This is a genomic window from Streptomyces sp. G7(2002) (assembly GCF_028870195.1).
Lineage (GTDB): Bacteria > Actinomycetota > Actinomycetes > Streptomycetales > Streptomycetaceae > Streptomyces > Streptomyces nigrescens.
Map to the genome: position 1 here is coordinate 750,855 of NZ_CP102609.1, position 16,080 is coordinate 766,934.

The 16,080-nt window shown below is 70.2% G+C and carries 12 protein-coding genes; 1 reads left to right on the forward strand and 11 read right to left on the reverse strand.

The window, feature by feature from the left end:
• Nucleotides 1-54: 54 nt before the first annotated feature.
• From NUT86_RS03305 to NUT86_RS03325, 5 genes are all read right to left on the reverse strand, one after another.
• Nucleotides 55-1,092 carry a methyltransferase gene (locus tag NUT86_RS03305; RefSeq protein WP_093645796.1) on the reverse strand — a complete coding sequence of 346 codons (1,038 nt, stop codon included), beginning with the start codon at nucleotides 1,090-1,092 and terminating at the stop codon, nucleotides 55-57.
• A gap of 355 nt (nucleotides 1,093-1,447) precedes the next feature.
• Entirely contained in the window at nucleotides 1,448-2,656 is a 1,209-nt protein-coding gene (locus NUT86_RS03310; RefSeq protein ID WP_274733274.1) for a macrolide family glycosyltransferase, read from the reverse strand.
• Between the two features lie 308 nt (nucleotides 2,657-2,964).
• Entirely contained in the window at nucleotides 2,965-3,384 is a 420-nt protein-coding gene (locus NUT86_RS03315; protein ID WP_342456219.1) for a cold shock domain-containing protein, read from the reverse strand.
• A 126-nt stretch (nucleotides 3,385-3,510) separates the two neighbouring features.
• The gene (locus NUT86_RS03320; protein ID WP_262370994.1) at nucleotides 3,511-4,545 is read right to left on the reverse strand and encodes a ketoacyl-ACP synthase III family protein; all 1,035 of its coding nucleotides are present in this window, start codon (nucleotides 4,543-4,545) and stop codon (nucleotides 3,511-3,513) included.
• 36 nt (nucleotides 4,546-4,581) lie between these two features.
• Nucleotides 4,582-7,911, reverse strand: a complete 3,330-nt coding sequence (locus NUT86_RS03325) for an SDR family NAD(P)-dependent oxidoreductase (protein WP_274733279.1) — start codon at nucleotides 7,909-7,911, stop codon at nucleotides 4,582-4,584.
• A gap of 530 nt (nucleotides 7,912-8,441) precedes the next feature.
• Between NUT86_RS03325 and rfbH the strand changes: the two genes are divergently transcribed.
• Entirely contained in the window at nucleotides 8,442-9,743 is a 1,302-nt protein-coding gene (gene rfbH, locus NUT86_RS03330; protein WP_274733281.1) for a lipopolysaccharide biosynthesis protein RfbH, read from the forward strand.
• Between the two features lie 83 nt (nucleotides 9,744-9,826).
• Here rfbH and NUT86_RS03335 read toward each other — a convergent pair whose 3' ends face one another.
• From NUT86_RS03335 to NUT86_RS03360, 6 genes are all read right to left on the reverse strand, one after another.
• On the reverse strand, nucleotides 9,827-11,053 hold the full coding sequence (locus NUT86_RS03335; protein ID WP_274733283.1) for a macrolide family glycosyltransferase: 1,227 nt from the start codon (nucleotides 11,051-11,053) through the stop codon (nucleotides 9,827-9,829).
• Between the two features lie 10 nt (nucleotides 11,054-11,063).
• Nucleotides 11,064-12,164 (reverse strand): NAD-dependent epimerase/dehydratase family protein, encoded by a 1,101-nt coding sequence (locus tag NUT86_RS03340; RefSeq protein ID WP_274733285.1) that lies wholly within the window; start codon nucleotides 12,162-12,164, stop codon nucleotides 11,064-11,066.
• A 14-nt stretch (nucleotides 12,165-12,178) separates the two neighbouring features.
• Nucleotides 12,179-13,180: a dTDP-glucose 4,6-dehydratase gene (gene rfbB / locus NUT86_RS03345; RefSeq protein ID WP_274733287.1), complete on the reverse strand. Its 1,002-nt coding sequence runs from the start codon at nucleotides 13,178-13,180 to the stop codon at nucleotides 12,179-12,181.
• Between the two features lie 104 nt (nucleotides 13,181-13,284).
• Nucleotides 13,285-14,352: a glucose-1-phosphate thymidylyltransferase gene (locus tag NUT86_RS03350; protein WP_159491371.1), complete on the reverse strand. Its 1,068-nt coding sequence runs from the start codon at nucleotides 14,350-14,352 to the stop codon at nucleotides 13,285-13,287.
• Nucleotides 14,353-14,418: 66 nt separating this feature from the next.
• The gene (locus NUT86_RS03355; protein WP_266436767.1) at nucleotides 14,419-15,666 is read right to left on the reverse strand and encodes an activator-dependent family glycosyltransferase; all 1,248 of its coding nucleotides are present in this window, start codon (nucleotides 15,664-15,666) and stop codon (nucleotides 14,419-14,421) included.
• Between the two features lie 175 nt (nucleotides 15,667-15,841).
• Nucleotides 15,842-16,045 (reverse strand): ferredoxin, encoded by a 204-nt coding sequence (locus NUT86_RS03360; protein WP_274733291.1) that lies wholly within the window; start codon nucleotides 16,043-16,045, stop codon nucleotides 15,842-15,844.
• Nucleotides 16,046-16,080 lie beyond the last annotated feature (35 nt).

Here is a 16,080-nt window from a genome sequence, read left to right on the forward strand (position 1 = left end):
GCCGCGCCGGCGGGTCGGCCTCGCGGGCATCGGGGCTCTTCTAGGAAGACGCCCCTACCGCTTCCGGCCGCGGATCACCACGGTGTCCGGGCCGAGCTGCACCGGCTTGGCGGGCTCGATTCCCGCCTCGTCGAACCACTGCTCGTACTCCTTCGGCGTGTACACCATGCCCTCGCCGGAAGCGATCGTGTGGAAGTACGCGGAGAGGTAGGCCGAGCGCTCCGGTCCGGTTTCGTCGTCGTATTGGTAGGGAGTCACCACGAAGACGCCGCCGCCGGAAGGAAGCGCGCGGGACGCCTTCGCCAGCAGTGCGCGGATGCGGTCGGAGGACCAGATCTCAAGGAAGTGCGCGAAGAACACCGCGTCATGGCCGACGGGGAACTCGTCGTGGAAGGCGTCGAGGCTGACCGCGCGTACCCGGTGGCCCAGACCCTGTGCCGCGATCCTGTCGTTCGCCTGGGGGACGATCGACGGCAGGTCGCCAATCGTGATCTCGAGATCGGGCCATTCCCGCGCCAGATGCACCGCGTTCATCGCGGCGCCACCACCGACATCGAGGAGGTGCCGGTACTCCGACAGGTCGAGCTCGGTGGCCACGTCCTCGGCAACGAGCTGGGTCACCGCGCTCATCATGGTGTGGAAGGTGGACTCCAGTTCCGGGTTCTCCGCCAGCCGGCCGTAGAGCGTGGGCGCGGTGCCGGGGATCTCGCGCTGCAGGCCGATGTTGGAGTTCTCTTGCAGCGACTCGTAGAACCAGCTGATGGCACGGTAGATGCCGTGCGTCTCCCAGGGGATGTAGGTGGCCGGCACATGGCCGGGGCGCTCCCCGAGCGGCTGGGTGAGCGGGGTGTTGTGGTAGCCGTCCCCCTCCTTGCGTACCAGGCCCGTGGCGGTGCAGCCCAGTAGCAGGATGCGCGTCGGCTGCTGTTGGAGGCCCAGCCGTTCGGATATGCCGGTGAGGGTGGTCCCCGGCTCCTTCTCCAGTATGTCGAAGAGTCCGAACCGGAAGGCGGCGCTGAGGAACTGGAAGTGATAGTGCGCCTTGTAATGCGGACGAAGCGCTACCTCGTCCGGTTTCTTCAGCTCTGTCATTCGCAATGCTCCTGGGGTGGGTAACGGGCCACATCCGTCGCCCGCCCATCAAGAGGAGGCAGTGGGCGGAGGGGGTGGCGTGCCCGCCTGACATCGGAAACAGGAATCGTCAAGCAGAATTTCAAGCGGACGGTCACGGACGGATGGTCACGGACACTTGCGCGGCACGCCTCGGCGCGGCTCAGGAAAGGGCCGGCGGAGGTCGGCGGAGAGGAACGGTCAACGGATCCTTATGGGCCACCCTATTCCGTCGATGCCGATCGTCGAAGCGGTGATGGCTTCTATAGGGAATTCCCCAGCGGCCGTCGGCTGGGAGGTTGTCTCTCGCCCTGGGCCCACCCTCGGTGACGATGCCTCAGCCGGACACCCGGATCCGTGATTCCAGCATGTCCGCCGCCCGGGTCACCCCGCCGGCGGCCTCCGTCAGCTCGCGCATACGGCGCAGCTCGGTCCGCGTGGCCTCATCGGCGATCAGGTGCCGCAGGATGGTGAGGATCTGCTCCTCGGTGGCCTCCTGGGGGTCGAGCAGCACACCGAGCCCCAGTTCCGCCGCGCGTACGCAGGTGACCTGGTGCTCCGGCAGGTGCGGGGCCATGACCATCGGGGTGCCGGTGTGCACCGCGCCCATGAGGCTGCCCAGGCCGCCGGAGGTGACGAAGACATCGGCGTGTTCCAGGACGGCGACCTGGGGGATCCACGGATGTACCTCGATGTTGGACGGCACGGTCCCCAGCGTGGTGGTGTCGAAGCCGTTGCCGACCGTGAGGACGGCGCGCCAGGGCTGACCGCTGAGCGCACGCACGCAGGTGCGGAAGAATTCCGTCTGCGCCTGGGACATGGTTCCCATGGAGATCACGACCAGGGGGGTGTCGTCCTGCGGGGTGTCCCAGGTGGCGGTGAGGTCCTCGGTGAGGAAACACGGCCCGACGAAGGCGGTCTCGTCCCCGAACGTCTCCTGGGCGGTCTGGAACACCCGGGGTGCGTAGACCACACTCTCCACGGGCCGGTGCCAGCCCAGCAGTTCCTCGGTGGGAACGGAGAGCCCGTATTCCCCGGCGACCTCTCCGGCGCGGCGGAAGAGTTCGGGTATCGCCGGGTGGTCCTCGGGGACGCCGATCATGTCGAACATGGTGTCGAGGTCCGAGTAGTGGGCGTTGGACGCCATGCTGGGGACGGACTGTACTGCGGGGCGGTTCCAGAGCGCTCCCAGGGTCCGGCCCGCGAAGGCCAGGGACGTGTCATGGAAGAAGAGATCGGGCGGACCGTCGGTGAAGTGCTCCTCGGCCGCCCGGATCAGCGCCTCGCACTCGTACTGGACCATGACCAGTGACCAGGCCATCTGGTCAGGGGGGAGATCTACGCTCTGCCCGGCGGCAAACGCCTCGGCCAGCGGCGAGGCGTACGGCACCACGCTCGCCCCGGTTTGCCGGACGGCCGGGGCGAATCCGTCCGGCGTGAGGAAGCTGACGCGGTGACCGCGGCGCACAAGCTCCTCGGTAACTGCCAGGGCGGGACGAATATGCCCGTGAGCGGGAATGCAGAGAACGGCAATATGGCTGGACACGGCGACGGTTCTCCTCTTGAGTGCAGGACCGTATGGAACTCCGGCTGAGCACGGACAGCCCGGCAGGCTCCGCTCCCCGGATTCGAGCTTCCTTGCGAGGGTGCGGGGCCCTGAATCCGGTGTCAACGACGGCGCTGAATGACTAGTTGATTCATGGGATTTCGCCAACGGTCACACGGCGCCCGATGTCACACACAAGACGGAGAGAAAGCAAAAGGCGGAGGAATCAGACTGTCCGGGGCTCACGCCACCCGGACGGCACTGATTCCTCCGCCCTGCACATTCCGCCCCCTAGCGAGGGAGGTGGATCAGGCTTCGGTCCAGTTGTGCGCCTGGACCAGTTCCATGACGCGCTTGCGTACCTGGACGAGCTGCGCCGCGGTGAGCGAGGGAGCCGCATCGAGCAGCGCCTCGGTCAGTTCGTTCCGGAATTCGGCGTGGGACAGGACATCGCACATCATGTCCTCGTCGGAATCCGCGCTCCCCGCCCGTTCCGGCCCGCTGCCCATGGGAGCCTGCCGCCGCATCGCGGCCGGGCGTGCGGGCCCCAGCAGCTTGACGTCGCTGGCCTTGAGACCGCGCTCCCCGACCTCGGTGGTGTACTCAACCCTCAGCCCGCTGTCGAACAGGTGCTTGTCGTCCCTCAAGTCGTTGACATGGACGAAGACGTCCTCGCCGCCGGCGTCGGGGGCGATGAAGCCATATCCGCGCACCTCGTCAAATCGCACCACTGTACCTGTAACGACCACAGCGTTCCCTCACCTCTACCACTGCACATTTTCACCGTCACACACCACCCCGGAGCCCGGGATCCGGGGCAACACCCGCCGCCCGGGCGGTCGTTCACCGGGGTGTCACTCGGCCCACGAAGGCGGATTCAGCACGGTCACCACACTCGCCGTGCAGAGCCATCCGGGCGCCTGGGAAAACAGCAGGACATTATCACCCGCACCCACCTCACCCGTCCGGACCAGATGCTCCAGCGAAATGAAGACATCGGCCCCTCCCACATGCCCGACCGACCTGCCGAAATCGAAGCTCGACCGCTCCATGGGGAGGCCGAGCGGCATCATGGTCCCGTACTCCAGCATCCGCCCGTCCATATTGATCATGACGACCTTGGCGAGGTCGGAGGCGTTGAGATCCGCGTCCACCAGGGACTGGTGAATGACGTCGAGGTTGAAGAGAGTGATCTTCTCCAGGGCCTCGGACAGCGGCATCTCGGTGTCATTGAACTGCTGGGCCCGCTCGGGCATGCTCGGCGTTTCGCCGGGATTCCCCTCCACCAGCGGCCCGTTGCCCCGGTGCCACTTTTCGAGTGGGCTCAGAACGCCGGAACTCAGCGAATGGACCTGCGCGAACCCCTCGTCGGCGCTGAGCAGAACCGCCATACCGCCGTCGGAGAAGAAGTGCGACTGACCGAAGCCGTCGTTCCAGCGGTCGGCTCCCGGCTTGGTGAAGTTCTCGCCCGAGGTCAGCAGTACCGCCTCGGCTTCCGCGGCACCCGTCATCTGCCCGATGGCCACCTCCAGGGCGCCCAGCATGCCGTTGCACCCCTGCCGGAGGTACTGCGCCGGGACCTTGCCGACGCCGAGCTCACGCATGATGTAGCCCGGCGGATAACACCCCTCGGGACCCTGGTAGTTGACCGCACTGTGGATGAGTCCGTCGACGGCGTCGACGTCCAGCTTCGAGCGCTCCAGGGCGGCCCGGGCGGCACTGACCGCCATGTCCATCGCCGGGATGTCCCCCGCGGCATAGGTGCCGGTCAAGCCGTTGGTCTTGGGGATCTCCGGATCCAGGATGCCGTCGGCGACCGCCTGCTCCACGCTCAGCCATTCAGGAAGGAACACTCCCAGGGAGTCGATGTAGACGTCATCCACCTTCACGAACAATCTCCTCATTCCGTGTGGAGCCGAGGCCGGTCAGCATCCGAGCAGTTCTCTCTTGAGGTGCTGCACCAGCGCTTGCGGGCCGGCGAAGTCGAACATCACCGCAGGGGGCAGGGTGAGCTGGGTGGCCGCGTTCAGCGCATTGCGGACCGTCAGGGCCGTCAGCGAGTCGAAGCCGAGGTCCTGGAACGCGTGCTCCGGTCCGATCGCCTCGGCGGACTCCTGGCCCAGGCCTGCGGCAACATGCTGGCGGACCAGTGCGAGGAGCGTCTCGTCCCGCTCGGCATCGGTCATCGCGGCGAGGCGGTGCCTCAGCGCGGACGCCTCCGCCGGCGCGTCCTGCGCCAACGGCCGGGCAGGCTTCCGCACCAGTGCGCGCAGCAGCGGCGGGAGGCCGGCGGACGCGGCCCGGGCGCGGAGTTCGGCGCTGTCCAGCCGTGCCGCGACCACATGGCCCTCGTCCAGGCCGCACACCGCGTCGAAGAGTTCCAGGCCCTCGGCCATGGGGAGCGGTTGCACCGGCAGCCGGGCGGTACCCGGCGCCAGGACGTCCCGGCCGGCCCACAGCCCCCAGGCGATGGACTGCGCCGGGGCGCCCTGCGCGCGGCGGTGCTGGGCGAGAGCGTCCAGGAAGACATTGGCCGCCGCGTAGTTGCCCTGTCCCGCGCCGCCGAAGACGCCCGCGACCGACGAGAACATCACGAACGCCGACAGGTCCAGGTCCTTGGTCGCCTCGTGCAGGACGAGCGCGGCATCCACCTTGGGCCGCAGCACCGTCTCCAGCCGGCCGGGCGTCAGGGACAGCACGATCCCGTTGTCGGTGACGCCTGCCATGTGCACCACGGCGCTGAGCGAACGGTCGGCGGGCAGCGTCGCCAGCAGCGCGTCCACCGCGCCGCGGTCGGCCACGTCACACGCCGCGAGGGTCACGTGGGCGCCCAGCGCGGTCAGCTCGGCACGGAGCTCCGCGGCGCCCGGGGCGTCGGGGCCCCGGCGGCTGGTCACCAGCAGGTCGCGTACGCCGTGTTCGGTGATCAGGTGGCGGGCGAGGGCGGCGCCCAGCAGGCCGGTGCCGCCGGTGAGGAGGACGGTGCCGGGCTGACCGTCGAACAGCGGCGTGCGTCCGGCCGGGGCGGCGCAACGGACCAGCCGAGGTGCCCGCAACGCGCCCTTGCGCAGCGCGAGTTGGGGCTCGTCGGACCGGGCGACGGTGAGCAGGGTACGCCAGGCGGCTTTGCTCGCGTCGGTGTCGACGAGGCTGAAGCGGCCGGGCGCCTCGGTCTGCGCCGAGCCGACCAGACCCCACACGGCGGCCGCGCCCATGTCCCGTGCGGTGGCCCCGTCCCAGGCAGCCACCGCGCCGCGGGTGAGGACGAGCAGGGTGGAGGCGGTGAAGGCCGGGGTGCGCAGCCACTCCTGGGCCCAGGACAGCGCCTGCCCGGTCAGCCGGTGGACGCCATCCGCGGCATCGACGCCGCCGGGGGCTGTGCTTGCGGTGTCCGTGCCGGCGGTGACCACCACGACGTCCGGTACGGACGCGCCGCCGTCGACCTCCTTGGCCAGGGCTTCCAGCGACGGGTACCGCTCGGCGTACTGTCCAGCCTTCATCAGCCCGGACCGCGCCCGGAGCGGGTCGTCGCCCACGACGGCCCACGACTGGGGGACGTCCCCCGCGATCGACGCGCTCGGCACATCGGTCCACTCCACCCGGAACAGGCTGTCCTGCTGGGCCGCGCCGGCACCCCTGAGCGCAGGGGAGGACACCGCTCGTGGTTCGAGGTGCTCGACGGTGAGCACCGGCCTGCCGGTCGCGTCGGCGGCGACGACGGTGCACTCCCCCGACGCCGCCCGGGTGATCCGCACGCGGAGGACCGACGCACCCGCGCTGTGCAGGCACACCCCACGCCACCGGCCCGGCTGCCTCGCCGGTCGCACGTCGTCGTCGCCGCCCTCCGACCACAGCGGGTGCAGCGCCGCGTCCAGCAGGGCGGGGTGGAGGCCGAACGCGGCGGCTTCGGCGCGTCGTTCGTCGGGCAGGGCTATCTCGGCGAAGAGGTCGTCGCCGCGCCGCCACACCGCTCGCACCCCCTGGAAGGGGGGCCCGTACACGTGGCCGGCGGCGGCCAGTGAGGGGTACAGCTCGGTGGTCTCCACCGCGGTGGCCTCGGCCGGGGGCCACACGTCGAGGCGCCACGACGGGGCGGGACCGCTGGCGGCGAGAGTCCCGGCGGCGTGGCGGGTCCACGGCCGTCCGGTGCCCCCGTCGTCGCGCCGCGCGTGGACGGTGACCGGCCGGCGGCCCGTCTCGTCCGGTGAACCGGCCATGACCCGGAGCTGGACGGCGCCCTGCTCCGGCAGGACCAGCGGCGCCTCCAGGGAGAGCGTTTCCAGCAGGCCGCAGCCCACCTCGTCACCCGCGCGGACCGCCAGCTCGACCAGCGCCGAGCCCGGAACGACGGTGCTGTCCGCAATCCGGTGGTGGGTCAGCCAGTCGTGGGTCCGTGCCGACAGACGCCCGGTGAACAGCACCGACTCGGAGTCCGGGATCTCCACGGCCGCGCCCAGCAGGGGGTGTTCGGCGGCAGCGGCCCCCACGGCGGCGGCCGTCCGCGGGGCCTCCCGTACGTCGTCGGACGTCGGCCCGGCCATGAGAGGGTGCGCCGTGGCGCCGGCGTCCTGCACACCCACCAGGCAGATGCTGTGCGACAGCCCGTGGAACAGCGGCAGTGGCCAGAGCACCCGGTCGAGGAGCGAGGGGCCCAGGAGCGGTGCGGTGCCCGCCGCCGTCGACCACAGGCAGGTGCGCTGGGTCGCCGGCACGCCCTCGGGCCGCCCGGTGGTCCCCGAGGTGTAGAGCATCCACGCCGGCTCGTCCAGGCCGAGGCCGTCGCGTGCCGGTGCGGCGGGGTCGGTGGCGGCCAGGGTCTCGTACCGCTCGGTGCCGTCGGGCGCGGCGCCCTCCCCGGTGACCACGACGGTGCACCCCGGGCGCTGCGGCAGTACGCGGAGCACCTGGTCGACCAGGGCCGGTGCGGTGATCAGCACGTCGGCGCCGCTGTCGTCGAGCAGGTGGGCCAGTTCCGCGTCCGTCACGTCCGGCGTGAGCGGCACGCCGACGGCCGCGGCACGGAGGACCGCCAGAGAGCCCTCCCTCATCTCGACGCCGTCGTCCAGATAGAGGGCGGCGCGGCCCCCACGGTCCAGCCCCAGGTCCGCCAGGTGGCCGGCCAGCCGCGCGGTGCGCTGCTCCAGCGCAGCGTAGGTCACACTGCGGCGGGCGTCGGAGAAAGCGATCTCGTCAGCGAATCGACCGGCGTGCCGGATGAGCAACTCGTCCAGCGGCCGCATCAGTTCAGTGCGCATCGTGGCACTCACTCTCAGGCGCTCCCAACACGTTCGGGAATGGGGTTCTGGCATCGGGGAGACACGGGCCGACCGGGCACCCCGGCACATTCCCGCCCGCTCCTTTGACGCTCGGCACAGCTCGCGGCCCGGTGGAACGTCATCGCGTCTGCCGGGCGGAGACGTCCGCCGCCGGCACCCGGCCGCGCGCAACGCTGCCCCTGTCCGGCATCAGTATGTGCAGTCCGATGGTGGGAGATTCCCTAGACGATGGCATGGCTCGTCCCGGCTGCTCAGCCGGTGTTTCCGGGCGGGGGTGGTGGGTCACAGCCCGGCTCTATGGCAATTCCTAGACTTCACCGGCCGACCTGGCTCCTGCCGGAGCGGCGTGCTGGAGTGAACTTCCCCGATCAGCCGACCGGATACGCAACACCGGTGTGCCGCGTGGCAAGTCGTCGGCCAGTCGAGCTCCGCGCCACGCGCTCCGCGGATCGCACTCCGCGGCAGCGCGACGGAACATCGGGCAGGACACTCACAGGAGGCGGCATCCGATGGGGTACATCAAGAGTGACATTCTGGAGCTGGTACGCAAGTACCACCAGGAGGACGTCACGTCCGGATTCGTGCCAGGGGTGACGCCGGTGGCGGCCTCGGGCGCGGTCCTCGACGAGGACGACCGGGTCGCCCTTGTCACGGCGGCCCTGGACCTGCGGATCGCGGCCGGGACCAGTTCCCGCAGGTTCGAGCGCGCGCTCGCCAAGTACTTCGGGCTGCGGAAAGCACATCTGACCAACTCCGGCTCGTCGGCCAACCTGCTGGCGCTCAGTGCGCTGACCTCGCCCCAGTTGGAGGATCTGCGGCTGATGCCGGGGGACGAGGTGGTCACGGTGGCGGCCGGTTTCCCCACGACGGTGAACCCGATCATTCAGAACGGTCTGGTGCCGGTCTTCGTCGATGTCGAGCTCGGCACCTACAACACCTCCCCGGAACGCATCGAGGAGGCCATCGGCCCGCGCACCCGGGCCATCATGATCGCCCATGCGCTCGGCAACCCGTTCGCCGTCGAGGAGGTCGCGAAGATCGCCGACGACCGGGGGATGTTCCTCATCGAGGACAACTGCGACGCGATGGGCAGTACGTACCGCGGCAGGCTGACGGGAACCTTCGGGGACCTGGCGACGGAGAGCTTCTATCCGGCCCACCACATCACCATGGGCGAGGGTGGGTGCGTGGTGACGGACAACATGGTGCTGGCCCGGATCGTGGAGTCACTGCGGGACTGGGGCCGCGACTGCTGGTGCGAGCCCGGTGAGGACAACCGCTGCTTCAAGCGGTTCGAGCAGCAGATGGGCGCCCTGCCGCACGGCTACGACCACAAGTACATCTTCTCGCACGTCGGGTACAACCTGAAGTCGACCGACCTGCAGGCCGCGCTCGGACTCACCCAGATCGGGAGGATCGACGAGTTCGGTGCCGCCCGGCAGCACAACTGGGCCCGGCTGCGCGCCGGGCTGGACGGCCTGCCCCATCTCCTGCTTCCCGAGCCCACACCGGACAGTGACCCGAGCTGGTTCGGCTTTGTGATCACCGTCCGGGACGGTGCGCCCTTCTCGACCGCCGAACTGATCGACCACCTGGAGTCCCGGCGGGTGGCCACCCGCCGCTTCTTCGCCGGCAACCTCACCCGCCACCCGGCCTATCTGGAGCGGGAGTTCCGGGTGAGCGGGTCGCTGGCCAACAGCGACATCATCACCGAGCGCACCTTCTGGATCGGGGTGTTCCCCGGGCTGACCGACGAGATGATCGACCACAGCATCCGCAGCGTCACCGAGTTCGTCATGTCCCGCACCTGACACGCACGGGCGGACGGTGCCCGCGCACAGGGAGTGCGTCGGGCACCGTCCGCCGTCCGGCCGTGCGGGGCGCGTGGCCGGGGTCAGGCCGCCGGGGTCGAGGCGGGCCGGCCGGCCCACTGCTCCAGCAGGCCGGCGGCCCGGGGCGCGCCGCCGGCACCGTGGACGCTCGCGCGCATCCACGCCATGTGCTCCGGGATCTCCGGGTCGGCCACGATGTCGTCCACGGCCGCGCCGAGGGTGTCGGTGGTCAGCCGGTCTCGGTCGATCATCCGGCCCAGGCCCAGCTCGTCCACGCGCCGTGCGGTCAGGGTGTGTTCGAAGGCCTGGGGCACCACGATCGCCGGTGTGGCGAAGTACAGCGCCTCCATGAGGCAGCTCATGCCCCCATGGCAGACCAGGACGTCGGCGTGCGGAAGCACCGCCGGGTGCGGCAGCCACCGGTGGGCCTCCACATGCGGCGGGAGGTCGCCGAGTGCGGCGAGGTCCGCGTCCCGGCCGAGCGTCATCACCACATGCCAGTCGTCTCCGTCGAAGGCGTCCACACACGTACGGAAGAAGTCACGCTGCTGGTTGGACTCGGTGCCCAGCGAGACCAGCGCCAGCCGCCTGCCGTCCGCCGGCGGCGACCACGGCACGTCCCCCTCGGGCTCGGCGACCGTGGGCCCCACGAAGGCGAAGCGCTCGTCGAATGTGGTGCCCTTGATCTGGAACTCCCTCGGCAGGAAGGCCAGATTGCGTTCGTCCCACTCCCGGAGGAAGCGGCCCAGCCCGTCCGGGGGGATGCCGTTGTCCCGGGCGAACCGCATCAGTGCCGCCCCGCCCTCGCGCAGCGACGGGTCGTCGGGGTCGAACAGCAGCACCCGCAGGGAGAACTCCTCGTTCGACGCGTGGCTGATGCCCAGTTGCACGGTGGTGGCGCAGCCGAGGGTGTGCGCGGTCATCCGCGCGGCCGGGAACGACTCGAAGTCGTAGAGCACGACGTCCGGCGGGTCGGCCGCCAGGGTGGAGAGCGCGAGCGGATAGACCGTCTGCATCGACTCGACCAGCAGTTCATACCCTTCGGCTGCCAGGCGGGCCGCGCCGGCCTGGGGCACCTTGACGAAGGCACCGCGCCGGGACTTGTAGCCCACGACGCGGGCGCCGGTCCGCTCGACCACCTCGCTGTACTGGTGGTCGACGAAGTACGTCACCCGGTGGCCGCGGCGGATGAGTTCACGGGTCAGGCCGAGCGTCGGGCTGATGTGCCCGAAGTCGGCGAACAGGAACACGGCGACATGCCGCTGGGGGGTGGCTGCGAATGCTGACACATCGACACCTTCACTCGGGCTGCTGTACGGGGCGGGTCTGCGGAGGCCAGGTCCTCGTGGTTCTCGTGCTGCCACCGCGGGGACGGTGGTCAGCGGTCTCCGGTCGGGGCGGGACCGGCACTGTGGCTGCCGGGTGGCCCTGGGGCGATGGCTCGGCCCCGGGGGCGGTGGCCTCCCACAGGTCGCGTGCCGAACTGTCGATGCTGTGGCGCACCGTCCAGTGGAGCAGCCGCCTGGCCCTGCTGGTCTCCACCCGCATCCAGTCCTGGTCGGTAGCGGGCCGGGCACCGGGCTCCGCCTCCTCGACGATCCGTGCCCGCTGTCCGCTGGCGGTGATCAGCCTCTCCACCATGGTGCGTACCGGGACCGCCTCGCCCCGTCCGATGTTGATGAGCTCTCCGCCGACCGGCAGGGCTGCCGCCGCCAGCACCGCGTCCGCGGCGTCGCGGGCGTCGACGAAGTCCCGGCTCGCCCTCAGCGGGCTGACCCGTACCACCGCTTCGCGGTCCGCCTCCGCGGCGCGCAGTTGCGCCGCGACCCGCCCCAGCAGGCTGCCCGGTGAGGTGCCGGCGCCGATCGCGTTCGACACCCGCAGGACGACCGCCTCCACCTGCCCGGCCGCGGAGGCCTTGAGGACCGCTTCGGTCCCCTGCAGCTTCGTCCGTCCGTACAGCGTGGTCGGCCGGGTCGGCGTCCGCTCGTCCAACGAGGTGCCCGGCGGCTGCGGGGCGTACTCGTGCACCGAGCCCACGTGGACCAGCCGGGGACGCCAGGAAGCGGCCGCCATGGCCGCCAGCACCGTGTCGACCAGGGCATGGTTGGCCTGCCGCATGGCCTCCGGCGAACACAGCCATACGGCGCCGGCGGCGTTCACCACGGCGTAGGGCCGCTCGGCGTCGATGAGGCGGGCCAGGCCGTCCGGTCCCTCACCGACCAGATCCATCGGGAAGAACCGCCCCGCACCGGTCGCGGTGCCCGGCCGGCGCGCCACCCTCAGCACGTCCTTGCCGGCGGCACCGACCGCCGCACAGACATGGCGGCCGAAGGCTCCGGTCGCGCCCAGGACGATCACCCGGCGGTGCATGCCGTCCGGGGCTTGCGCCCCGCTCACGGTGGCTTCCTCCCTCAGCATGTCTGGGCGAGCAGCTCGGCGCGTTCCTTGAGCGGCTCCCACCAGTCACGGTTGTCGCGGTACCAGGCGACCGCCTCGGCCAGGCCGTCGGCGAAGTCCTTGGCGGGCTTGTAGCCCAGCTCGGTCTGGATCTTGTTCCAGTCCACCGAGTAGCGCCGGTCGTGTCCCTTGCGGTCGATGACGTACTCGATCATCTCCGGCCCTGCCCCGCAGCTCTCCAGCAGCAGATCGGTCAGTTCCCGGTTGCTCAGTTCGGTGCCTCCGCCGATGTTGTAGACCTCGCCCGGGCGGCCGGCGGTGCGGACCAGTTCGATGCCCTGGACATGGTCGTCGATGTGCAGCCAGTCGCGGACGTGCAGACCGTCGCCGTACAGCGGGACCTTCTTGCCGTCCAGGAGGTTGGTGACGAACAGCGGGATGACCTTCTCCGGGAACTGACGGTGCCCGTAGTTGTTGGAGCAGCGCGTGACCCGCACATCGAGGCCGTGGGTGCGGTGGTAGGAGAGGGCGATCAGATCGCTGGAGGCCTTGGAGGCCGCGTACGGCGAGTTGGGGCTGACCGGATGGGTCTCCGAGGAGGACCCCGTGGCGATCGATCCGTAGACCTCGTCGGTCGAGACATGGATGAAGGTCCGCAGCCCGTGCCGGAGCGCGGCATCCAGCAGGACCTGGGTGCCCAGGACGTTGGTGCGGACGAACGCCGCGGAGCTGAGTATGGAGCGGTCGACATGCGACTCGGCCGCGAAGTGGACGACCTGGTCGTGTGCGGCGATCAGCTTGTCGACGAGTGCCTCGTCGCAGATGTCGCCGGCGACGAAGCGGAAGCTTTCCAGCTGCCGGACCTCGTCCAGGTTGGCCGTGCTGGCCGCGTAGGTGAGGCTGTCGAGCACGGTGATGTGGACATCGCCCGGCCCGAAGGATCCCAGGAGCGTGCGGACGTAGTGCGACCCGATGAAGCCGGCGCCGCCGGTCACCAGGATTCTCGTGGGGCTCATCGAGGTTGTGGCGCGAGGGCCTGGGCTTCCAGGCCGGTGGGGAGCGCCTTCCCCCTTCCGTTGTTCGGTGCGGGTGAGTGGGTCGGACCGCCGTGTGAGCGGCGTCAGGACTGGATGTGCACCTTGGCGTGGTCGCCGATGACCAGCCGGTGGGCCACCGGACGCTGTGGTGCGAGCGCCACATGGGCGTTGCGTCCGACCAGCGAGGCCTCCACCCGGCGCACGCTCTCGAACGACGAACCGCGCAGCACGATCGAGGAGGCCAGTTCGCTGTCATGGATGCGGCAGTCCTCCGCGATGGAGGTGGACGGACCGATGTAGGACTCGGTGACGACGGTGCCGGAGCCGATCACGGCGGGCCCGACGATCCGTGAGGCGCGGACCGTCGCGCCGGGGCAGATGCGCACCCGGCCGAGGATCTCGCTCGCCTCGTCCACCGATCCCTCGATGCGGCGTTCCTGGCTCTCCAGAAGCATGCGGTTGACCTCCAGCATGTCGACGACGCTGCCGGTGTCCCGCCAGTAGCCGGACAGCTCACCGGAACGGATGTCCTGGCCCGCCTCGACCATCCACTGCACGGCGTCGGTGATCTCCAGTTCGCCGCGTGCGGACGGCCGGATGGCCCGTACCGCCTCGTGCACCGCGGGGGTGAAGAGGTAGACGCCGACCAGCGCCAGATCGCTCTTGGGGTGCTGCGGCTTCTCCTCCAGGCCCGTGACGCGGCCCGTGGCGTCCAGCTCCGCCACCCCGAACGCGGTGGGATCCGGGACCCGGCTGAGCACGAGCTGCGCGTCGGGACGCTCCTTGCGGAAGCCCTCGACCAGATCGGTGATACCGCCGGAGATGAAGTTGTCCCCCAGATACATCAGGAAGTCGTCGTCGCCCAGGAAGTCGCGGGCGATGAGGACCGCGTGGGCGAGGCCGAGCGGGGCGCTCTGCGGAATGTAGGTCACCTGGAGGCCGAACTGTGAGCCGTCGCCGACCGCCTCGCGGATCTCCGGTCCGGTGTCACCGACGATCATGCCGACCTCGGTGATGCCGGTTTCGGCGATGGCCTCCAGCACGTAGAAGAGGATCGGCTTGTTGGCGACCGGGACGAGTTGTTTGGCGGAGGTGTGGGTTATGGGCCGCAGGCGCGTACCAGCGCCTCCCGAGAGCACAAGAGCCTTCACGGTTTCCATCCAGGGGCGAGTGGTGTCAGGGGGAGGGCCCGTCGGTCGCCGGCCGACACGGCCCGGTCAGCGCTCCGCGACCAGTTGCTCCAGCGTGGCGACCATGTCGCGCGGGCTGGGCATCGCCGCCGACTCGTCGCGCAAGCGCTGCGCGGCGGCGGCGAAGCCCGGATCGTCGAGGATCTGCAGGGTGTGACGGAGCACCAGGTCGGCGGTGACCTCGCTGTGGTGGACGGTGATCCCCGCGCCGGCGCGCTCCAGGGACCGGCCCCGCCACTCCAGGTCGGCGACAGAGGTGCAGAGGGTGAGTTGCGGCACGGCGTTGATCAGGGCGGTGGCGTAGGTCCCCCAACCGCCGTGGTGGATAACGGCCGAGCAGCTGGGCAGCAGGGTGTGCAGCGCCACGTCGTCCACGGCGCGCACATTGGCGGGGATGTCGGCGAGCGCCTCCCGTTGCTGCGGAAGGAGAGCGGCGACCACCTCGATGTCGAGCGGAGCCAGCGCTCCGAGGATGTCGGAGACGGAGACATAGTCACCGCCGTAGGCCTCGGTGTTGCTCGTGCCGAGGGTCAGACAGACGCGCGGCCGCTCGGGTGCCTCGCGCAGCCACTGCCACCACACCGCGTCCCCGTTGTACGGCACATAGCGCATGGACAGGGACGGCAGCGTGGTGGGCGGCCGCAGGCTCGGCGGTGTGGTGTCGAGGGTGTACTGGCCGTGGATCAGCTCTTCGTCGCAGGAGACGCCGAAGGGCGCGCCACGCTCGTCGAGCCAGTCGGCGAGCGGGTCCACCCGCTCTTCGGGCGGGACCTGGCCCATCAGGCCGAGATAGGTCTGACGTGCCCTGCCGTAGACATCGGCGCACCACAGCAGTCGGACGTGGACGGCGTCGCAGGCGCGGGCGGCGATGGCTCCGGCGTAGCAGAGCGGGTCCCGGACGACCAGATCCGGCTGCCAGCTCTGTGCCAGCGCGGCCATGTCGTCCACCACCGGATCGTTGTACGGCGAGAAGCCGTAGCGGACGCTGGACTCGTAGCGGTCGCGGAGGGCGGGCCAGTCCACCTCCCCCGGTCCCAGCCGGCTCCAGTTGGCGAAGTCCTGGTCCTGTGTCTCGGGGGCCAGTTTCATGGCCTGGTGCAGTCCGTGGTCGCGGCCTACGGGAGCCGAGACCAGACCGGTGCCGGTGACGAGGCCGGTGAGGGACGGGGCGTTGACCATACGCACCTCGTGCCCTGCCGCGGTCATCGCCCAAGCCAGCGGCACCATGGGATACAGGTGCGACCTCTCGGACAGTGCGGCGAACAGCACGCGCATGGGGATCCCCTCTCGGTCGCGCGTAGTCGGGTGGCCTCGACACGGCCGCGAGGCACGCATTCACGGCCGAGCGCGGATGGTGTCGGTCTCATCCTGTGGTCTCCGGCAGTGCCGTGCGGTACCGCGCCGCCGGGGTCTGGGGATTCCTCCAGACAATGGCTCCTCACCGGACCGGTCAGGGGGCAGCGGGGTCCACCGTGATGGCACGGGAGGGACACAGCTGCTCTGCCTCTTCCACGGGGTCCGTCAGGTGCTCGGGCGGCTCGGTCATCCGCAGCACGACGAGGCCGTCGTCCTCGTGCTGCGCGAAGACCTCGCCCGCGGTCATCGCGCACATTCCGGCACCGACACACCGGTCCTGATCAACCGTGACCTTCACGGTGTCTCCTCTCGTTTCATGAGCTTTCGACCATG